Source organism: Burkholderia sp. AU33423, from assembly GCF_002223135.1.
Taxonomy (GTDB): domain Bacteria; phylum Pseudomonadota; class Gammaproteobacteria; order Burkholderiales; family Burkholderiaceae; genus Burkholderia; species Burkholderia lata_D.
Genome location: NZ_NKFH01000008.1, coordinates 361,107 through 379,167 on the forward strand (window position 1 = coordinate 361,107; position 18,061 = coordinate 379,167).

General features: G+C 68.8%; 16 protein-coding genes. 6 read left to right on the plus strand and 10 right to left on the minus strand.

What is annotated here, in order from left to right:
* Nucleotides 1-138 precede the first annotated feature (138 nt).
* Nucleotides 139-999 (plus strand): LysR family transcriptional regulator, encoded by an 861-nt coding sequence (locus CFB50_RS33020; protein WP_069252751.1) that lies wholly within the window; start codon nucleotides 139-141, stop codon nucleotides 997-999.
* A 97-nt stretch (nucleotides 1,000-1,096) separates the two neighbouring features.
* Here CFB50_RS33020 and CFB50_RS33025 read toward each other — a convergent pair whose 3' ends face one another.
* From CFB50_RS33025 to CFB50_RS33035, 3 genes are all read right to left on the minus strand, one after another.
* Nucleotides 1,097-1,570: a nuclear transport factor 2 family protein gene (locus CFB50_RS33025; RefSeq protein ID WP_089448673.1), complete on the minus strand. Its 474-nt coding sequence runs from the start codon at nucleotides 1,568-1,570 to the stop codon at nucleotides 1,097-1,099.
* A gap of 67 nt (nucleotides 1,571-1,637) precedes the next feature.
* A complete protein-coding gene (locus CFB50_RS33030) occupies nucleotides 1,638-2,822 on the minus strand; it encodes an amidohydrolase family protein (RefSeq protein ID WP_089448724.1) in 1,185 nt (394 codons plus the stop codon).
* An 85-nt stretch (nucleotides 2,823-2,907) separates the two neighbouring features.
* Nucleotides 2,908-4,107 (minus strand): amidohydrolase family protein, encoded by a 1,200-nt coding sequence (locus CFB50_RS33035; RefSeq protein ID WP_089448674.1) that lies wholly within the window; start codon nucleotides 4,105-4,107, stop codon nucleotides 2,908-2,910.
* A gap of 463 nt (nucleotides 4,108-4,570) precedes the next feature.
* On the opposite strand from CFB50_RS33035, the gene CFB50_RS33045 reads away from it, so the two are divergent.
* Nucleotides 4,571-5,218 carry a glycine zipper 2TM domain-containing protein gene (locus CFB50_RS33045; RefSeq protein ID WP_089448725.1) on the plus strand — a complete coding sequence of 216 codons (648 nt, stop codon included), beginning with the start codon at nucleotides 4,571-4,573 and terminating at the stop codon, nucleotides 5,216-5,218.
* A gap of 226 nt (nucleotides 5,219-5,444) precedes the next feature.
* Here the strand turns inward: CFB50_RS33045 and CFB50_RS33050 are convergent, their stop codons facing one another.
* From CFB50_RS33050 to CFB50_RS33060, 3 genes are all read right to left on the minus strand, one after another.
* Nucleotides 5,445-6,836: an amino acid permease gene (locus CFB50_RS33050; RefSeq protein ID WP_089448675.1), complete on the minus strand. Its 1,392-nt coding sequence runs from the start codon at nucleotides 6,834-6,836 to the stop codon at nucleotides 5,445-5,447.
* 106 nt (nucleotides 6,837-6,942) lie between these two features.
* Entirely contained in the window at nucleotides 6,943-8,193 is a 1,251-nt protein-coding gene (locus tag CFB50_RS33055) for an NAD(P)/FAD-dependent oxidoreductase (RefSeq protein WP_089448676.1), read from the minus strand.
* A gap of 30 nt (nucleotides 8,194-8,223) precedes the next feature.
* Nucleotides 8,224-8,577: a RidA family protein gene (locus CFB50_RS33060; protein WP_043186509.1), complete on the minus strand. Its 354-nt coding sequence runs from the start codon at nucleotides 8,575-8,577 to the stop codon at nucleotides 8,224-8,226.
* 296 nt (nucleotides 8,578-8,873) lie between these two features.
* On the opposite strand from CFB50_RS33060, the gene CFB50_RS33065 reads away from it, so the two are divergent.
* From CFB50_RS33065 to CFB50_RS33075, 3 genes are all read left to right on the plus strand, one after another.
* Nucleotides 8,874-9,509: a helix-turn-helix domain-containing protein gene (locus tag CFB50_RS33065; RefSeq protein ID WP_011353677.1), complete on the plus strand. Its 636-nt coding sequence runs from the start codon at nucleotides 8,874-8,876 to the stop codon at nucleotides 9,507-9,509.
* Between the two features lie 143 nt (nucleotides 9,510-9,652).
* Nucleotides 9,653-10,162, plus strand: coding sequence for a GNAT family N-acetyltransferase (locus CFB50_RS33070; protein WP_089448677.1), 510 nt, complete (start codon nucleotides 9,653-9,655; stop codon nucleotides 10,160-10,162).
* 295 nt (nucleotides 10,163-10,457) lie between these two features.
* On the plus strand, nucleotides 10,458-11,816 hold the full coding sequence (locus CFB50_RS33075) for an aspartate aminotransferase family protein (RefSeq protein ID WP_089448678.1): 1,359 nt from the start codon (nucleotides 10,458-10,460) through the stop codon (nucleotides 11,814-11,816).
* Nucleotides 11,817-11,960: 144 nt separating this feature from the next.
* Here the strand turns inward: CFB50_RS33075 and CFB50_RS33080 are convergent, their stop codons facing one another.
* Together CFB50_RS33080 and CFB50_RS33085 are read right to left on the minus strand one after the other, a co-directional pair.
* Nucleotides 11,961-13,136 (minus strand): M20 aminoacylase family protein, encoded by a 1,176-nt coding sequence (locus CFB50_RS33080; RefSeq protein WP_089448679.1) that lies wholly within the window; start codon nucleotides 13,134-13,136, stop codon nucleotides 11,961-11,963.
* A gap of 49 nt (nucleotides 13,137-13,185) precedes the next feature.
* Nucleotides 13,186-14,418, minus strand: coding sequence for a diaminopropionate ammonia-lyase (locus CFB50_RS33085; protein ID WP_089448680.1), 1,233 nt, complete (start codon nucleotides 14,416-14,418; stop codon nucleotides 13,186-13,188).
* Nucleotides 14,419-14,576: 158 nt separating this feature from the next.
* Between CFB50_RS33085 and CFB50_RS33090 the strand changes: the two genes are divergently transcribed.
* Nucleotides 14,577-15,053: an Lrp/AsnC family transcriptional regulator gene (locus CFB50_RS33090; RefSeq protein ID WP_039340400.1), complete on the plus strand. Its 477-nt coding sequence runs from the start codon at nucleotides 14,577-14,579 to the stop codon at nucleotides 15,051-15,053.
* A gap of 71 nt (nucleotides 15,054-15,124) precedes the next feature.
* Here the strand turns inward: CFB50_RS33090 and CFB50_RS33095 are convergent, their stop codons facing one another.
* Nucleotides 15,125-16,849: a tannase/feruloyl esterase family alpha/beta hydrolase gene (locus CFB50_RS33095; protein ID WP_089448681.1), complete on the minus strand. Its 1,725-nt coding sequence runs from the start codon at nucleotides 16,847-16,849 to the stop codon at nucleotides 15,125-15,127.
* A 33-nt stretch (nucleotides 16,850-16,882) separates the two neighbouring features.
* Complete coding sequence (locus tag CFB50_RS33100; RefSeq protein ID WP_069252762.1) at nucleotides 16,883-18,031, minus strand: porin; 1,149 nt, start codon at nucleotides 18,029-18,031, stop codon at nucleotides 16,883-16,885.
* Nucleotides 18,032-18,061: the final 30 nt, after the last annotated feature.

The following is an 18,061-nucleotide window of genomic DNA, read 5'->3' on the forward strand; positions in this document are numbered from 1 at the left end:
TATGCGCCAGACGCCTCAACAGCCCACGAAATGTCACTCCGCGTCCGGCGAAACCGCGATTGCCCGCGGCGTCCGGCCATGTTAAAAGTCGTCGCACGCATTTGGAAATGAAATGTTCGAATCCGCAAAAGTGCAGAAATGAATAGACCCCTGTTCGACCTCGACCTGCTGCGCGCACTCGTGATGGTCGCCGACTGCGGCAGCTTCACGACGGCGTCCGCGCGCCTGCATTCGACGCAGTCGACGGTCAGCCAGAAGGTGCGCCGGCTCGAGGAAATCGCCGGGCACCGCCTGCTCGACCGCGGCACGCGTGACGTGCGGCCGACCGACGCGGGCGTGACCGTGCTCAGCTATGCGCGCCGCATGATCGCGCTGAACGACGAGATGCTCGAAGCGCTGTCGGGCGCGACGGTCGCGCTGACGATCCGGCTCGGCGTGCCCGACGATTTCGCGGCAGGCCGCACGACGCATGCGCTCGCGGCGTTCAAGCGCGCGCATCCGCAGGTGAAGCTCGAAGTGACGTGCGGGTTGAGCCGCGACATCAGCGCGGCATACGACCGCGGCGAGCTCGACCTCGTGCTGATCAAGCAGCGGCGCGACAGCCGCGAGGCCGTCGTGCGCTGGCCCGAGAAGCTGCGCTGGATCGACAGCGCGAAGCATCCGACGATCGATCTCGACCCGGTGCCGATCGTCGTGTTTCCGCCGCGCGGGCTCTATCGCGACGACATGATCAAGGCGATCGAGGAGCGCGGCCGCCGCTGGCGGATCAGCTTCACGACGTCGAGCCTGAGCGGCATCCAGGCCGCCGTCGCGGACGGGCTCGGCATCAGCGTGCTGCCCGCGCGCGTGGTGACGGACGAGCACGTCGTGCTGACCGCGAAGCAGGGCTTCGCGCCGATCGAGCACATGGACATCGCGATCCTGCATCGGCCGACGGCCGACCCGATGGTCAGCGAACTGACGAAGGCGCTCGCGACGATGCTGGAGTTGGAGGAGTAGCCAGCAAGCGGGAATGTGAAGGACGCCGCAGCGCCGCCCGCACGGCCGATGCGGCGAGATCGCGGACGCGTCGACTCGCCCGCGCACCCGGCCCCCGTCAGAACATCGTGTTCCCGTTCGCGGCCTGTTCGGGCACGGGTTGATTGACGTCCCAGTGCTCGACGATCTTGCCGTTCTCGAGCTTGAAGATGTCCATGATCGCGCTGCCGCGCGTGCCGGGTTCGCGCACCGCGTGCACGTGCAGGATCACGTAGTCGCCGTCGACGAACGAGCGCTTGATCTCGCTGTGCGACTGCGGATATTTGTCGCGCAGGAATGCGACGAACTTGCGGAAGCCGTCGCGGCCGTCGGCTGCGTTCGGGTTGTGCTGCACGTAGCGATCACCGACGTATGCGAGCGCGGCGTCGGCATCCTTCTCGTTCAGGCCTTTTTCGTAGAACGCGAGCACCGTCCGCCGGTTGGCTTCCTGCTGCGCGTCCGTTGGGCCGGCCGCCACCGCGTGCGCGGCGGTCACGGCGAACAGGGCCGCCGCCATCCATCGTGCGGCCCGTGCCGCTGTCGTGCGTCGCATCGTCGTCTCCCGGGAAATCCCGCTGAAAACCGGATCATACCGGGGCGACGCCGTTCTCACGCTTCCCTCAGACCAGCGCGCCGTTGCGCGCGACGATCTTCCCCGACGACACGACGAGCCGCCGCACCGGCCGTGCGACCACAGCCTCGGCGAACGTCAGCGCGTCGACCAGCACGACGTCCGCGCGGCTGCCCGGCTGCAGCCCGTAACCGTCGAAGCCGCAACCGCGCGCCGCGCCGTGCGTCACGCAGTCGAGCGCGACTTCGAGCGCATCGTCGCGGCGGAAATCGTTGCGCATGCCGATCAGCATCGCGCGCTCGAGCATGTCGGGCGACCCGTACGGCGTCCACGTGTCGCGCACGCCGTCGTTGCCGCCGATGACCGTCACGCCCGCCGCGCGGCACGCGGCCACCGACGGCACGGGCACCGCCGCCGGCGCGGTCGTGACGAGTCCGACGCCGAGTTCGGCCATCCGCGCGAGCAGCGCATCGCGCTCGCGGTCGGCGATATCGCCGAGACAGAACCCGTGGCTGATCGTCACCTTGCCCTGCATGCCGTGCGTAGCCGTGCGCTGCAGGATCAGGTCGAGCGAGTACGCGCCCATCGATCCGCGCTCGTGCAGATGAAGGTCGAGCCCGCGGCCGTGGCGCTCGGCGATTGCAAACAGCACGTCTACCGCCTCGACCGGATCGCCCTCGATCGCGCACGGGTCGAGCCCGCCGAGCAGATCGGCGCCGGCGCCCAGTGCTTCGGACAGCAGCGCATCGGTGCCCGGCCGCTTGAGCACGCCCGATTGCGGAAACGCGACGATCTGGATTTCGACTTCCCCGCGCAGCGTCTCGCGCGTCGCGAGCACGCCGTGCAGATGCCGCAGCCCGGCTTCGGTATCGATGTCGACGTGGGTACGGATGCGCGTCGTGCCGGCCGCGAGAAACGCGCGCGCCAGCGCGAGCGACGCGGCGCCGGCGTCATGGCCGCTCGTCGCGCGATAGTGGCGCTCGTTCTCGATGCGGTCGACGAGGCGCGGCCCGACCTGGTTGCGATACCACGGCATCCCCCAGTGCGTCTTGTCGAGGTGCGTGTGGCCTTCGACGAGGCCAGGCAGCGCGAGCGCGCCCGCACCGTCCTCGATCGCGCAGCCGGCGGGCGCGTCGAGCGACGGGCCGATGCGCGCGATGCGATCGCCTTCGATCAGGATGTCGAGCGCGGCGTCGGCGTTCGGGCGGACGTTGCGGATCAGCAGGTTCGTCATGTCGGTTCCGGTGGGGTCGGTCAGTGCGATCAGTGCGGTCAATGCGAAGCGGGCACGGCGCGTGCCGTGCCGCCGGTCGGGTCGGTCAGCGCGTGAAGCGCAGCGCGGGAGCGAACGGCGCGCCGGTGTCGCTTTCGCCGCGACGGAACACCCAGCGCTCGGCCGGCACGCCCGCAACGGCCGCCGCCGCATTCGGCGCACGTACCGCGACGAACGTCGCATCGCAGCCGACTGCAATTCCGTAGTTATCCTTGCCGATCACGCGCGCGCCGGCGTGCGTCGCCATGTCGAGCGCGATACCGAGTGCTTCGTCGGTGTAGAAGCCCGACCGATAGCCGACCATCATCGCGCGCTGCAGCATGTCGCCGTTGCCGTACGGCCACCAGGCGTCGCGGATGTTGTCGTTGCCCGCGAACACGTGCACGCCCGCGTCGCGCAGCGCTTGCACCGGCGGAAACGCGCAGTCGCCCGGCGCATTCGTCAGGATCGACACGCCGGCTTCGGCCAATGCCGCCGCCGTGCGCTGCACGTCGTCATCGCTCACCTGGCCGAGCGCATACGCATGGCTCACGTTCACGCGGCCGCCGAGCCCCGCCGCGCGCGTGCGCGCCGCGATCCGCAGCAGTTGTGCGATGCCCGTTTCGCCTGGCTCGTGCAGGTGGATGTCGATCTTCGCGCCGCGCTTCTCGGCGATGCCGAACACGATGTCGAGCTGGCCGTCCGCATCGCCGTCGAGCGTCGTCGGGTCGATCCCGCCGACCACGTCCGCGCCTTCGCGCACGGCCGCATCGAGAATCTCGGCGGTGCCGGGGCACGACACGACGCCCGCCTGCGGAAACGCGACGAGTTCGATATCGACGATCCCGCGCCATTGCTCGCGCGCGGCCATCACGGCCCGCAGGTTCGACAGGCCCGTGGTTGCATCGACGTCGACGTGGCTGCGCATCGCGACCGTGCCGAATGCGGCGGCCTGCGCGATCAGCGCATTCGCGCGCTCGGCGATCGGCGGCGCGGCCGCGAGCTGGCGCTTCTCGACCGCAAGCCGCTCGCGCAACGTGCCGACCGGTTCGTGCGGCACCCAGCGATCGCCGGCGAAGCTCTTGTCGAGATGGATGTGGCCGTCGACGAAGCCGGGCAGCACGACGCGGCCGTCGAGGTCGATCGTTTCCGCGCCGGGCGCGGCGGCGCAATCGGCGCCGATCGCGGCAAAGCGGCCATCACGGACGACGAGGTGGATGGGCTGGCCGCCGGCGTCGACGGCGTTGATGAAGATACGATCGGTCATGGCTCGGAATGTGGGGCGGTCGCGGCACGTCACCGGCGCGGACAGGGGAAGGCACCGCAGCCGGCAGGCGCGACCGTTGGCAGGGAATCCGGCCACGATATCGGACGCCGTCGCCCGAGGCCAATTAAATGTCGCGATGCCGCGCATTCGGTTTCGCGATGCGCGGCGCGCGCGGCCGCCGGGCCTGGCATGGCGAAGGGGCGGGATCGCGGGGAAAGCGACGGAAAAACCGAAGGCCGCGCAGCGTCGGCATCACCGGAAGGCGGCCGTCGGGAAGCCGCCTCGCGCCCTTGCCGGGCCTCGCTTCAACGCCCCGCCCGCTCGGCGATTTACGCGGCAACAGACTTTACACGTTGTTACCCGGCCGCACCGGACGCGCCTTCGGCCATTCCTTATACTCACGCCGAGTTCGCCACCCGTCCCGGCATTCGTCGGCGAACCCGTTGCCGATGCAGGAATCATCATAATGCGCATGCCTTCCACGAAGACCGTTCTGTTCGCCTCGCTCGTCGCCGTCGCGGCGCTTCCGCTGACCGCCTGCGTCGCGCCGGGTTACTACGGCGCACAGCCGGGGTATCCGCAGCAGCAGCAATACGCAACGCCCGGCTACGCGCAGCCCGCGTATTCGCAACCGGGCTACGTGCAGCAGCAACAGCCGTATCCGAACCAGGCGCCGCAACCGTACGATCAGTACGGCAACCCGCAGCAATACGGGTCGCAGCCGTATGACCAGTACGGCAATCAGCAGCAATACGGCAACGGCTACGGCACGCAGTACGGCACGGTCACGAACATCCAGCCGGTCAACGGCTCGGTCGGCCCGTCGGGCGTCGCCGGTACCGTCGTCGGTGCGCTGGTCGGCGGCCTGGTGGGCAACCAGTTCGGCCGCGGTCACGGCCGCGATGCGGCCACAGTGATCGGTGCGCTCGGCGGTGCGGTGGCCGGCAACCAGATCGGCCAGCAGATGGGCGCCGCACAAGGCCCGAGCAGCTACCGGATCGACGTGCAGGTCAGCGACGGCTCGATGCGCTCGTTCGACGTGCAGTCGCCGGGCAACCTGCGTCCAGGCGATCGCGTGCAGATCAACGGCAATCAGCTCGCGCGTTATTGATTCGGAAGCGGTGCGCCTGACCTGATCGGGCGCATCGTCGCGCGTTCGACGTCGGGCGCCGGTTCGGCGCGACGGCGCACCTGTTTCATCTCACCCTCATTCTTCGTACCCGCGCGGCGCGCATGATGCGCCGCCGACACTGCCGCGGCGCGACGCACCCGCCTTCAGCGCGCCCCGTCGCACAACCGCTCCCCCGCACCCACAGCCGCAACCCGGCGCCTGGCCGTCACACACGTTCGACGCCGAGCCCGACACGCGTCGACCGCGCAGCCGCCTGCAGGTGCCGCGAACGCCGGTAGATGATCGCCATCAACGCCATCACTGCCGCGCCGGCATACAGCGACCCGCGCGTCGAAGGATCGACGCCGAGCATCACGAACACGAACGCGACGAACACGAGGCAGATCCACGACGTGACCGACGCATACGGCATGCGGAACGCCACCGTCTCGCCGCGTGCGGCCAGCGCGCGCCGGAACCGCATGTGGGTCAGCACGATCATCGCCCAGATCACGGCCACGTCGAACGACAGGAACGACATCAGCCAGCCGAACACGCGCGCGGGAATCACGTAGTTCAGCACCACGCCGACCGACATGATCAGCACGGTCGCCCGCACCGCGCGCGACGGCGACCCGCTCGCGCTCAGCGCCGCGAACGATGCGGGCGCGAGGCCGTTGCCGGCCATGCTCGACAGCATGCGCGCGCCGCTGAACACGATGCAGTTGAAGCTCGACAGCGCGGCCGTCACGACCACGAAGTTGACGATGCCGGCCGCCTGCCGCAGCCCGAGCGATTCGAACGTCGTCACGAACGGGCTGCCATGCTCGCCAAGCTCGTGCCACGGGTACAGCGCCATGATGATGAACAGCGCGCCGACGTAGAAGATCAGGATGCGCCACAGCACCGAGTTGATCGCGCGCGGGATCATCTTCTGCGGCTCGCGCGCCTCGCCGGCCGTGAGGCCGATCATCTCGACGCCAGCGAACGAATACGCGACGATCGGCAGCGCGCTCACGACCCCGAGCACGCCGTGCGGAAACACGCCGCCGTGGCGCCACAGGTTCGACAGGCCGACGGGCTCGCCGCCATGGCCGATCCCGGTGAACACGATCAGCGCGCCACCCGCGATCATCAGCACGATCGTCACGACCTTCACGATCGCGAACCAGAACTCAAGCTCGCCGTACACCTTCACGTTGAGCAGGTTGAACGCCGAGATCGCGGCGATCGCCGATACGACCCACAGCCACTGCGGCACATCCGGAAACCAGAAGCCCATGTAGATGCCGATGGCGGTCGTCTCTGCCACGCCGACGCCGACCATCAGCAGCCAGTAGCTCCACCCGACCACGTAGCCGGCGAACGGCCCGACGTATTCGAACGCATACGCGCCGAACGAGCCGGACACCGGCCGGTGCACGGCCATCTCGCCGAGCGCGCGCATGATCAGGAAGATCATCGCGCCGCCGATCAGGTAGGCGAAGAGCGCGCCGGGCCCGGCCGCCTTGATCGCCGACGCCGAGCCGAGGAACAGGCCGACGCCGATGGCCATGCCGAGGGCCATGAACGAAATCTGGCGCGCGCCGAGTTCGCGCCGCATCGTGTGCTGTTGCATGTTGTCTCCAGTCGTTGATCGTCGCGGCGAGCCGGATCGGCCGGCCGCTGGATGGAGCGGCCGGCGTCGTGTGCCGGCCGCCCTGCTGCAGCGCACGGTCGCCGGTTCAGCGGCCGTGCAGAAAGCGTTCGACGCGAAACGGCGTCGGGTCGACGAACGGCTGCGTGCCGGTCATCAGGTCGGCGATCAGCCGGCCGGTCACGGGGCCGAGCGTGAAGCCGTGATGTGCATGCCCGAACGCGAACCACAGATCGCGGTGGCGCGGCGCCGCGCCAATGACGGGCAGCATGTCGGGCGTGCACGGCCGGCGGCCGAGCCACGGCGTGCCGTCGACGCGTGCGCCGAGCGGAAACAGCTCGCGCGCGACCGGTTCGACGGCGTCGAGCTGGGTGGGCGTCGGCGGCGTATCGCAAAGCCCGAGCTCGACACCGGTCGTCAGGCGGATGCCGCGCGTCATCGGCGTGATCAGGAAGCCGCTGTCGGCATCGAGCACGGGCCCGTTCAGCCGCGCGCCCGGCTGCGCTGCATAGTGCATGTGATAGCCGCGCTTGACCGCGAGCGGCAGCGTGTAGCCGAGCCGTTCGCACAGCAGGTCCGACCACGGCCCGAGCGCGACGACCGCCGCGCGCGCGTCGACCGGGCCTTGCGCGGTGTCGACGCGCCAGCCGTTCGCGGCGGACAGCGTCAGCGCATCGCCGGTCAGGATGCGGCCGCCGAGTTGCTCGAAGCGGCGCGCATACGCGGTCACGAGTGCATTCGGATCGCTGATCGAATCGGAGCCCGTGTAGCGCAGCGCGCCGACCAGCGCGCGGCTCAGGTTCGGCTCGGCGTCGCGCAGCGCGGCCGCATCGAGCGCGTCGAAGGTCACGCCGAATTCGGCGCGCCAGCGCTCGGCGTCGCGCGTTTCGGCATCGCGCGTCGCGGCCGTGCGGAACACCTTCAGCCAGCCGCCTTCGCGCAGCAATGCGCCCGCGCCGGCCGCGTCGATCAGCGCGCGATGCTCGGTCACGCAGTGTTCGATCAGCGGCGCATACGCGCGCGCGATCTCCGCATGGCGCGCCGGATGCGAGTTGCGCCAGTAGCGGTACAGGAACGGAATCAGTTTCGGCAGCGCGCCGACGTGATAGCGGACGTCGGGCGAGCGGTTGCACGCGTATTTCAGCAGCGTGCCGAAGCCGCGCGGAAACGCATACGGATACACGCCTTCGCGCTGGATCAGCCCGGCGTTGCCGAGCGACGTCTCGTTGCCGGGCGCCTGGCGGTCGACGAGCGCGACCGACAGGCCACGCTGTTGCAGGTGAACGGCAACGGACACGCCGATCATGCCGCCGCCCAGGACGAGCGTGTCGTATGTCATCGGGAATTCCTCCGGCGGGCGGTGCCGGCGTCAGGCGAGCGCGGTCACGGCGATCTCGACGTCGAGACCGGGTTTCATCAGCAGCGCCTGCACGCACGCGCGGGTCGGCGCGTGGCCGGCCGGCACCCAGGCGTCCCACACCGCATTGAACGCGTCGAAGTGCGCGGCATCGCTGAGCCACACGTTGGCCGTCAGCACGCGCGTCTTGTCGACGCCGGCCGATGCGAGCAACGCATCGATGCGCGTGAGGATTTCGGTCGCCTGCACGGCGATCGGCGCGCCGGCCGTATCGGGCACCTGGCCGGCCAGGTGGACGAAGCCGTTCGCGATCACGACCTGGCTCATGCGTGCGCCGGTCTGCAGACGTTTGATTTCACTGGACATGAGGGTTTGCACCTTCGCGGGGCCGGCCGCGAGCGGCCGGGAAAATAAATGGCTGGGAAAGCCGCCGCCGTGTGCGGAATCGTCGGGCAACCGCCGCACGGGCGAGCTGCGCCGATGCGCACACGTGTCGTTCACGCCGGCCGCACCGGCCCCGCGAGTTTCGCGCCGTCCGATGCTAGAGTGGCCGTCACGCCCACCGTCGGCGATTTCGACGAAAATTATCATATACGAGAAAATTTATTCTCGTATACGACAAAACCCGTATTCACGCCACGTCCGTCGCGCCCCGTATCCGCATGCCCAAATCCACCGTCCCCGTTCCGCCGCCCACCGACGCCGCGCCGCAGCTCGACCACCAGACGGTCGGCGCGCGGCTGCGCGACGCGCGCAAATCGCGCGGCCTGACGCTCGCGCAACTGTCCGAGCGCTCCGGTATCGCGGTGTCGACGATTTCGAAGGCCGAGCGCGGCGACATCGCGCTCACCTACGACAAGTTCGCAGCGCTCACGCATGCGCTCGCGCTCGACTTCGACACGATGTTCGGCCGCCCCGCGCCGGCCGGCGCGATGACCCCGTCGTTCACGCCGGCCGGCCAGCAGATGGTGTACGACACGCCGAACTATGCGTACGGGATGCTCGCGAACGACCTGACCGGCAAGCGGATGGTGCCCGTGCGCGGGCGGATCCATGCGCGCAAGCTGTCGGACTTCGCCGACTACATCCGGCACAGCGGCGAGGAGTTCGTGTTCGTGCTGAGCGGCGAGCTGGAGCTGCGTTTCGAGAACGGCCATGCATACCGGCTCGGCGCCGGCGACAGCCTGTATTTCGACAGCGCGGTCGGGCACGTGTACCTGAGCCTCGGCGACACCGATGCCGAAGTGCTCGCGTGCTGTGTCGACGGCGATGCCAAGCGGCCGCGCGACGCGATCTGACGATCTGGCGATCTGAATTCGATCACGCGGCGGTGTCGAACGCCGCCACGCGACAACGGGATTCCTATTACGATAAGGACGATGCATCCCGCGGCCCCAGCGGCTCGCGCCGGCATGCACGACCTTCAACCGGAACGCCCCCGATGACGATTACCACCCGCCTGCTCGATGCGGCCGACGCCGCCCGTTTCCAGACCGTTCGCCTGCGTGCGGTCGACACCGCCCCCACCTCCTTCCTGCCGACGCTCGACGAAGAATCGCAGGTGCCGGTCGACGTATTCGCGACGCGCATCACGCCGACTCGTGAACGCGCAGTGTTCGGCGCGTTCGACGGCGATACGCTCGTCGGCATCACGGGCGTGCGCCGCGATGCGCGCGTGAAGATCGCGCACAAGGCGACGATCTGGGGCGTGTTCGTCGATCCCGCGTATCGCGGGCAAGGCATCGCGCAAACGCTGCTCGAAAGCGCGACCGCGCACGCGGCGCGGGAATGGGACTGCAAGCAACTGATGCTGTGCGTGAACGAGGTCAACGCCACCGCGGAGCGGCTGTATGCATCACAGGGGTTCGTGCGGTTCGGTACGGAACCGCGCTCGATGTTCGTCAACGGCCGCTTCTACGACGAACACCACATGGTCAAGACGCTGGCGTAACGCGATACGGCGGCGAACGGGCATCGTGAGACGCAGCCAGACGCGTCCCGGTGCCCGCTTCGCCTGCACTGGATTCGATGCCCCGAATGTGAGCGCCCACCAACATTCCATGCAATAAAACAGGCCGGAGCACCCCGCGCCGGTTTATGCGCAAAAACTTTTAGAAAAATATCTGCACCTCGGGCTCGCCCGACGCCGCCGCGCCCCAGCCAACCCGCCTCCGTAATTCCGCCCCTGTTCATCCCCCCACTGCCCGCGCTATCGTTTCCGGACCTTCACAGCCCAGGAGCTGCCTTTGCCTTCCCGCCACGGAGTCGACCTCATCCGCGCCCGCGCACTGTTCGATCGCGAGCGCCGTGCATTCACCGAAGCCATGCCGATCTCCCGCGCCCTGTCCGCGGAAGCGTCGGAGCACTTGCTGTTCGGCGTGCCGTTGCACTGGATGCAGGACTGGTCGACGCCGTTCTCGCTGTACGTGAAGGAAGCACGCGGCGCGACGTTCATCGACGTCGACGGCCATCACTACGTGGACTTCTGCCTCGGCGACACCGGCGCGATGTTCGGCCATGCGCCCGAACCCGTCGCGCGTGCACTCGTCGAGCAGGCCACGCGCGGCTACACGACGATGCTGCCGAGCGAGGACGCCACGTGGGTGTCGCGCGAACTCGCGCGCCGCTTCAGGCTGCCGGTCTGGCAGTTCGCATTGAGCGCGAGCGACGCGAACCGCTTCGTGCTGCGCTGGGCGCGCGCGGCGACCGGCCGCAAGACGATCGTGGTATTCAACGGCTGCTATCACGGCACGGTCGACGACGTGTTCGTCGATCTCGTCGATGGCCGCCCCGTGCAGCGCGACAGCCTGCTCGGGCAATCGTACGACCTGCTCGCGAACACGCGCGTCGTCGAATTCAACGATCTCGCCGCGCTCGAAGCGGCGCTGCAAGGCGGCGATGTCGCCTGCGTGCTCGCCGAGCCCGCGATGACGAACATCGGGATGGTGCTGCCCGATCCGGGCTTCTGGGAGGCGGCACGCGAACTGACGCGTCGCTACGGCACGCTGCTCGTGATCGACGAAACGCACACGATCAGCAGCGGCCCGGGCGGCTACGCGGTCGCGCACGATCTCGAGCCGGACATGCTGGTAGTCGGCAAGCCGATCGCGGGCGGCGTGCCGTGCGCGGTGTACGGATTCAGCGCGGAATGTGCCGAACGCGCGAAGCAGGCGAAGCTGAACGCGCCGCCCGGCCATTCGGGGATCGGCACGACGCTCACCGCGAACATGCTCGCGATGCATGCGATGCGTGCAACGCTCGCCGAAGTGGCGACCGACGCGGCGTATGCGCACATGTTCGAACTCGCCGCGCGATTGGCGACGGGGCTCGAACAGGCGATCGCGAAACACGAACTGCCGTGGTGCGTGACGCGCATCGGCGCGCGCACCGAGTTCCAGTTCGCGCCCGTGCCGCCGCGCAACGGGACGCTCGCCGGCGCGCAGCTCGACAGCGAGCTCGAACACATCGTGCACCTGTACCTGCTGAATCGCGGCGTGCTGATCACGCCGTTCCACAACATGATGCTCGTGTGTCCGCAGACGACGGCCGATGATGTCGACCGGCTCGTCGCGCAGTTCGATGCGTGTCTCGGCGAGCTGGTGTGATCGTGTGACATGCGCGGCGGGATGCACGTCGCACGCGTATGGCCGCGATGCGTCGCGGGCGGTGTCGTTTGCATCGCGCGACGGTGAAACGGCTCGCCGCCCCGCGAGCCGTTTCACGTTGCATGCGAATCGCGCACCGACGCGCTATGCCACCTGCAACGCCCGCCGCGCCACTTCCGCGAAATACCGCGCGCCGATCGACAGGATCTCGTCGTTGAAGTCGTAGCCCGCGTTGTGCAGCGGCACGCCGCCGCGCCCGGCGGCCTCCCCGTTGCCGATGAAGACGAAATTGCCGGGCACCGCCTGCAGGAACGCACCGAAGTCTTCCGAGATCATCATCGGCTGGACGTTCGCGTCCACGTTCTCCGCACCCGCCACCTGCGCTGCGGCCCGCACGGCCGTGTCGACCCACTCCGGCGAATTCACCGTCGGCGCGAACTCGTGCGTGTACTCGAACGTGCAGGTCGCGCCGTGCGTGCGGCAGATCCCTTCGCTGATCTCGCGCATCCGCGTGACCAGCAGCGCCTGCACGTCACGCGAATAGCTGCGCGTATCGCCCTTGATCGTCACCGTCGACGGCAGCACGTTGCGTAGCCCGTCGGTGATGAACTCCGTGCACGAGATCACGGCCTGCTGGCCTGGATCGAGATTGCGCGACACGATCGTCTGCAGCGCGAGCACGACCTGCGCGCCGATCACGATCGGATCGATGCCCATGTGCGGGCGCGCCGCGTGCGTGCCGCGCCCGTCGATTCGGATCACGAAATTGTCTTCGCTCGCCATGATGCCGCCCGCACGCGTCGAGAACGTGCCCGCGCGCATCCCCGGCATGTTGTGCGCGCCGAAGATCGCGTCGACCGGAAAGCGCTCGAACAGCCCGTCGGCCATCATCGCTTTCGCGCCACGGCCATGCTCCTCGGCCGGCTGGAAGATGAAACGCACGGTGCCGTCGAAATCCTTGCGCTCGGCCAGCAGCCGCGCGGCGCCGAGCACCATCGACATGTGGCCGTCGTGCCCGCACGCATGCATCTTGCCGGGCGTGCGCGACGCGTGTTCGCGGCCGGGCGCGTGCTCGGCGATGTTCAGCGCGTCCATGTCCGCGCGGATGCCGATCGCGCGCTTGCCGGTGCCGGCCGTCAGGTTCGCGACGAGCCCCGTGCCGCCGATCCCGCGATGCACGTCGAGCCCGAGCGCCGTCAGGATGCGCGCGACGTAATCCGACGTGTTCACCTCTTCGAACCCCGTCTCCGGATGCTGGTGCAGATGGCGGCGCCAGGTCTTCAGTTGCCCCTGCAGCGTGCTTTCTTCGGTTGCGTCCATGGCGTTGGCCTCGTCAGTCGTGGTTGATCGGGATCGGTCGTGATGTCGTTCAGGCCGCCACTGCCGCGCGGTCCAGCCAGGCGCGCTGCCGCGCGAGCACGGCGTCGGCCGTTTCGCCGACGCAGTTCCGGTACACGGAGGGCGCCGTCGCGCCTTCCGTATTGATCGCCAGCACGCGCGAGTGCGCATCGAGCCCCACCTGCCGCGCGAGCGCAGGGTCGCGCATCAGCACGTCGAGCCCCGCGACGCCGGCCGCACCCGATTCGCCGGCCACGAGCGGCACATCGCGAACGCTGCCGGCCGCGAGGCCGCGCATCGCCTGCACCGCGTCTTCATCGTCGATCAGCATGAAGTAGTCGATGCACATCTCGAGGAAATCCCACGCGAGCGGCGACGCCTCGCCGCACGCGAGCCCGGCCATCACGGAATCGACGCTGCCGGTCGCCCTGGACGCGCGCCCCGCGAGCGCACTCTGGTACAGGCAGTCGGCCTGGCGCGGCTCGACGACGATGAAATGCGGCCGCTGCACGCCGTCGCGCTCCCACAGGTAACTCGCGACACCCGCGGCGAGGCCGCCCACGCCGCCCTGCAGCAGCACGTGCGTGAACGGCCGCCCGTCGTCCTGCGCCGCCTGCGCGGCGGCCTCGGCGGCGATCACGCCATAGCCCTGCATCACGTCGCGCGGAATCGCTTCGTAGCCGTCGTACGACGTATCCGACACGACATACCAGCCGTTCGCCTGCGCAAGCTGCGCCGCGCAGACGACCGACTCGTCGTAGTTCCCCTCGATGCGCACGATCCGCGCGCCGTACGCCGAAATCGCACGTTCGCGCTCGGCGTCGACGTTCGCGTGCAGCACGATCACGCACCCGCAGCCGATCGCACGCGCGGCAGCGGCGAGCGCGCGGCCGTGATTGCCGTCGGTCGCGCTGATCACCGTCAGGTCGGCCAGCTCCGCCGCGTAGCGGCCGGTGACGAGCCCCTGCGGATCGAGATCCTGCGTGCGCCGCAGGCGCTTCACGAGCCGCACCAGTGCGATCGGCGCGCCGAGCGCCTTGAAGCTGCCGAGCGGCGAGCGGCACGACTCGTCCTTCACGCTGACGCTCGCGACGCCGAGCCGCGCGGCAAGATCCGGCAGCGCGCGCAGCGGCGTGCGCGCGTTGCCGACGAGCGGCCAGTGCGACAGCCACGCGCCGCTTTCGTCGGCCGATGCGATGTTCATCACGCGGCGCAGCGCGTGGGGATAAGCGGTGCGCGAGGCGCGGGGGTTGGCGATCAGCATGGCGGGCAGCACTCCGTGAGTCGGTTCGGGACGGGCGCGCAAGGGTTGCACGCGCCGCCGGTTCGAAAAATAATATTGCGCATGCGGGTCAATAAAATCGCCAAATCGGCGGCCGCCACGCAAAAATTTCTCATTCTTTCGAGGCTTCACGCGCCATCATGACCACCCCACTCGATGCGTTCGATCGCAAGCTGCTGATGGAAATCCAGCGCGACGCGCAGACGCCGCAAAGCGAGCTCGGCGCGCGCGTCAACCTGTCGACCGCGGCCGTGAACCGGCGCCTGAAACGTCTCGCGGACGACGGCGTGATCGAGCGCTACACGGCCGTCGTCGCACCGGACAAGGTCGATCACCCGCTGACGATCGTCGTCAACGTCGAGGTCGAAAGCGAGCAGATCGACCAGCTCGACGCGATGAAGCGCACCTTCGAGCGCTGCCCGCAGATCCAGCAGTGCTACTACGTGACGGGGGAATGGGATTTCGTGCTGATCCTGGCCGTGCGCAACATGGATCAGTACAACGCGCTCACGCGCGAGCTGTTCTTCGCGAACAACAACGTGAAGCGGTTCAAGACGCTGGTGAGCATGAGCCGCGTGAAGGTCGGGCTCGAGGTGCCGGTCGAACCGGGCGAGTGAGTGAGCGGTTGCACACATGAGGCGACCGGCGCGCGCTTGCATGCGCCGGCCGCCTCCCATCGACCGCTACGTCAGCGGCAGCTGAAGCTCGCCGCCGAATTCAGGTCGCCTGACCCGTTGTAGCGCGCCACCTGCGGGTACGGGCACAACGGCCGCGTACGCCCCGCGCCCCATGACGCAGGCACGTCCGCATTCGGCACTGCGTTCGTCGCATCGCGCGCGGTGGCGACCACCGCATTGGGCGCCTGCCCCTGCTCGACCCAGGCCACGAGCGGCGTCAGCAGGTCGAACTGGTCGGCGGCCGGCCCGCCCGAGCAGTGGTTCATTCCCGGCACCGGATAGAAGCGTGCAAAGCTCGACGCATCGCCGCCGTTCGCCTGCGCGACTTGCGCGTACCAGTCGCGCGTGTCGTTGAACGAGAACACCGGGTCGCCCGTGCCGTGATAGACGAGCAGCTTCGCGCCGCGCGACTTCAGCGCGGACAGGTTGGTCTCGTCGGGCGGCGTCATGAACGACCACGACGATTGCGTGTAAGTGCTGTTCGTCGCAAAGATCGCCGGCGCGTCGTTGTCCATGTCGAAGCCGAGCGCGAAACCGGACAGGTTCGCGAGCGCCGCGGCGGTCTTCGGCGGCGTCATGAACGTGAACGCCATCGCGGCCGGGTCGAGCACGACGGAATTCGACTGCTTCCACGCGGCCCAGCCAGGGCCCGACACGCCCGGATCGTACGGAAAGCTCGCGTACAGCGCCGTGCCCGCGCTGTTGCGTGCGCCGGCGAACACGTTCTCCAGCGCGGTTTTCTGCGCGGGTGTCAGGCACGATCCTGTCCGCGTGCCGTTCGCGCAGGTCGGAATATCGGTATCGACGCTGAAGTGCGCCTGGCACGCGGCGACGTCCTGCACCATCCCGTCGGCCGCGCCGTCGAGCGCATCGCATTTCTCGAGAATCTTCGCGCCGACGAACTGCCGCTCCGCATCGGTGAAGCCGCTGCGGATATCCGGCAGCCCGTTCGACCCGGTCGCCGATGCGATCTTCGCGAACTGCTGCGCGCCGTACATCTCGCCGATCGCCGCCTTCGGCAGATGGAAGCCCGGGTCGCCCGCGATGATGCCGTCGTAGTCGGCCGGGTTACGCACCGCCGTGACCATCGCATGTCGGCCGCCGTTCGAGCAGCCGCCGAAATAGCTGCGGTCGGGCGCCTTGCCGTACGCGAGCCGGATCACCTGCTTCGCCATCGGCGTGAGCGCATCGACCGCGCCGTAGCCGTAGTCGATGCGCGCCTGCGGATCGAGCCCGAACAGCGGGTTCTGCGCGGCGCTGTGCCCGGAATCCGAGCTGATCACCGCGAAGCCCTGGTTCAGCGCATCGGTCAGCGGCCCGCCGCCGCCGATCTCGCCGGTCGCGGTCACGACGTTGCCGTCGAGCCCGCCGTTCGCCTGGTAGAAGAAGCGGCCGTTCCACGCCTTCGGCAAGCGCATCTCGAAGCCGATCGCATAGGTCTTGCCGTCGACCGTGCTCACGCGCTCGTTCATCTTCCCTTCGATCACGCAATGCTCGGCGATTGGTTTGCCCGCCACCGTGAGTGCGCCGGCGGCCGCGGTCGTCACCAACGTGAACGACGTGTTCGCATACGCGAGCTTCGCGGCGAGCGCGTCGCACGTCTGCGCCATCGCGGCCGGTGTCGCGGCGCTCAGATGCGTGGGCGCGGCGCTGATCGAATCGTCGCCGCCGCAACCGGCGAGCAGGGCGGCGGCGGACAGCGGCGCAATACAGAGGAATGCAGATTTCCTGTTCAAGATAACTCCCGTTCGGTTCGTCACGCCGGTGAATCAGAACATGTGCCGCACGCCGACCATCGCGCCGAGCTGCCCCATCCCCGCGCCGGGCGTCGTGCCGGGCCCGCCGCCGCTGACCGAGTAGCGCGCATGCGCGCTGTTCCACAGATACGACGACTGCGCATAAACGGCCGTGCGCTTGGTGAGCAGATAGGTCGCGCGCAGCGTGGCCATCGTCGCGCGCGTGTCGTGCGCGCTGTTGACGATCCGGTAGCCTTCGCCATCGACGATGAAATCGGGCTTCACCGCATACGACGCGCCGACGAAGAACAGGTCCGAATGCGCACCCGCCGCGGCCGGCGAACCGGTCGACACGCGCCGCCCGATCCAGCCCGCGCCGATCTTCGCGCCGGCCGCCTGCGCATACGCGCTCACGTGCGTGCGCGCGTCCTTGCCGCCACTGCTGGTGAAGGGAACGGGCGCCACGCCGTCGAAGAAGTTCGCGGCCGCGCCGGTGCCGCCGCGCTGTTCCTCGTACGACGCCGCCGCACCGAAATACGCGCTGTCGTACTTGAGCATCACCGACCAGTTGCGGCACTGCACCGCGTCGCCCGGCACCTGCCCCGCGCACGTGCCCTGCCCCGGCGAGTTGCCGGTGCCCGCGCCGTCGCGGCCGAACGAATACGCGGCGCCGAACGTCACGCCGCGATACGCGCCGACGTAGGTCACCGCGTTGTCGGCGCGGCCGTTCGGCACGTACGCGTCGAACGAGCCGAGCCCGTAGATGTCGGGACCGATGATGTCCGCGCCCTGCAGCGCGAGATAGGTCATCGTGTACTGGCGGCCGAACGCAAGCGTGCCGAAGCCGCTCTTCAGCCCGACGAACGCCTGGCGCCCGAACAGCCGGCCGCCCTGCCCGAGATCGCCGCCGCGCACGTTGAAGCCGCTTTCGAGCGTGAACACCGCCTGATAGCCGCCGCCGAGATCCTCGGTGCCGCGCAGCCCCCAGCGCGACGGCAGCTCGCCCGTCACGCCCGGCATCCGCACGACGTGGTCGCCTGCCGCGTTCGCATGCGACACGTATTCGACGCCCGTATCGATGATCCCGTATAGCGTCACGCTCGACTGCGCATGCGCACCGGGCGCGGCGAGTGCGCAGCACGCGCCGGCAGCCAGCAGGCCGTTCCTGGTTTTCGTCTTCATTGCGTTGTGTCTCCAGACCTTGAGTAAGCG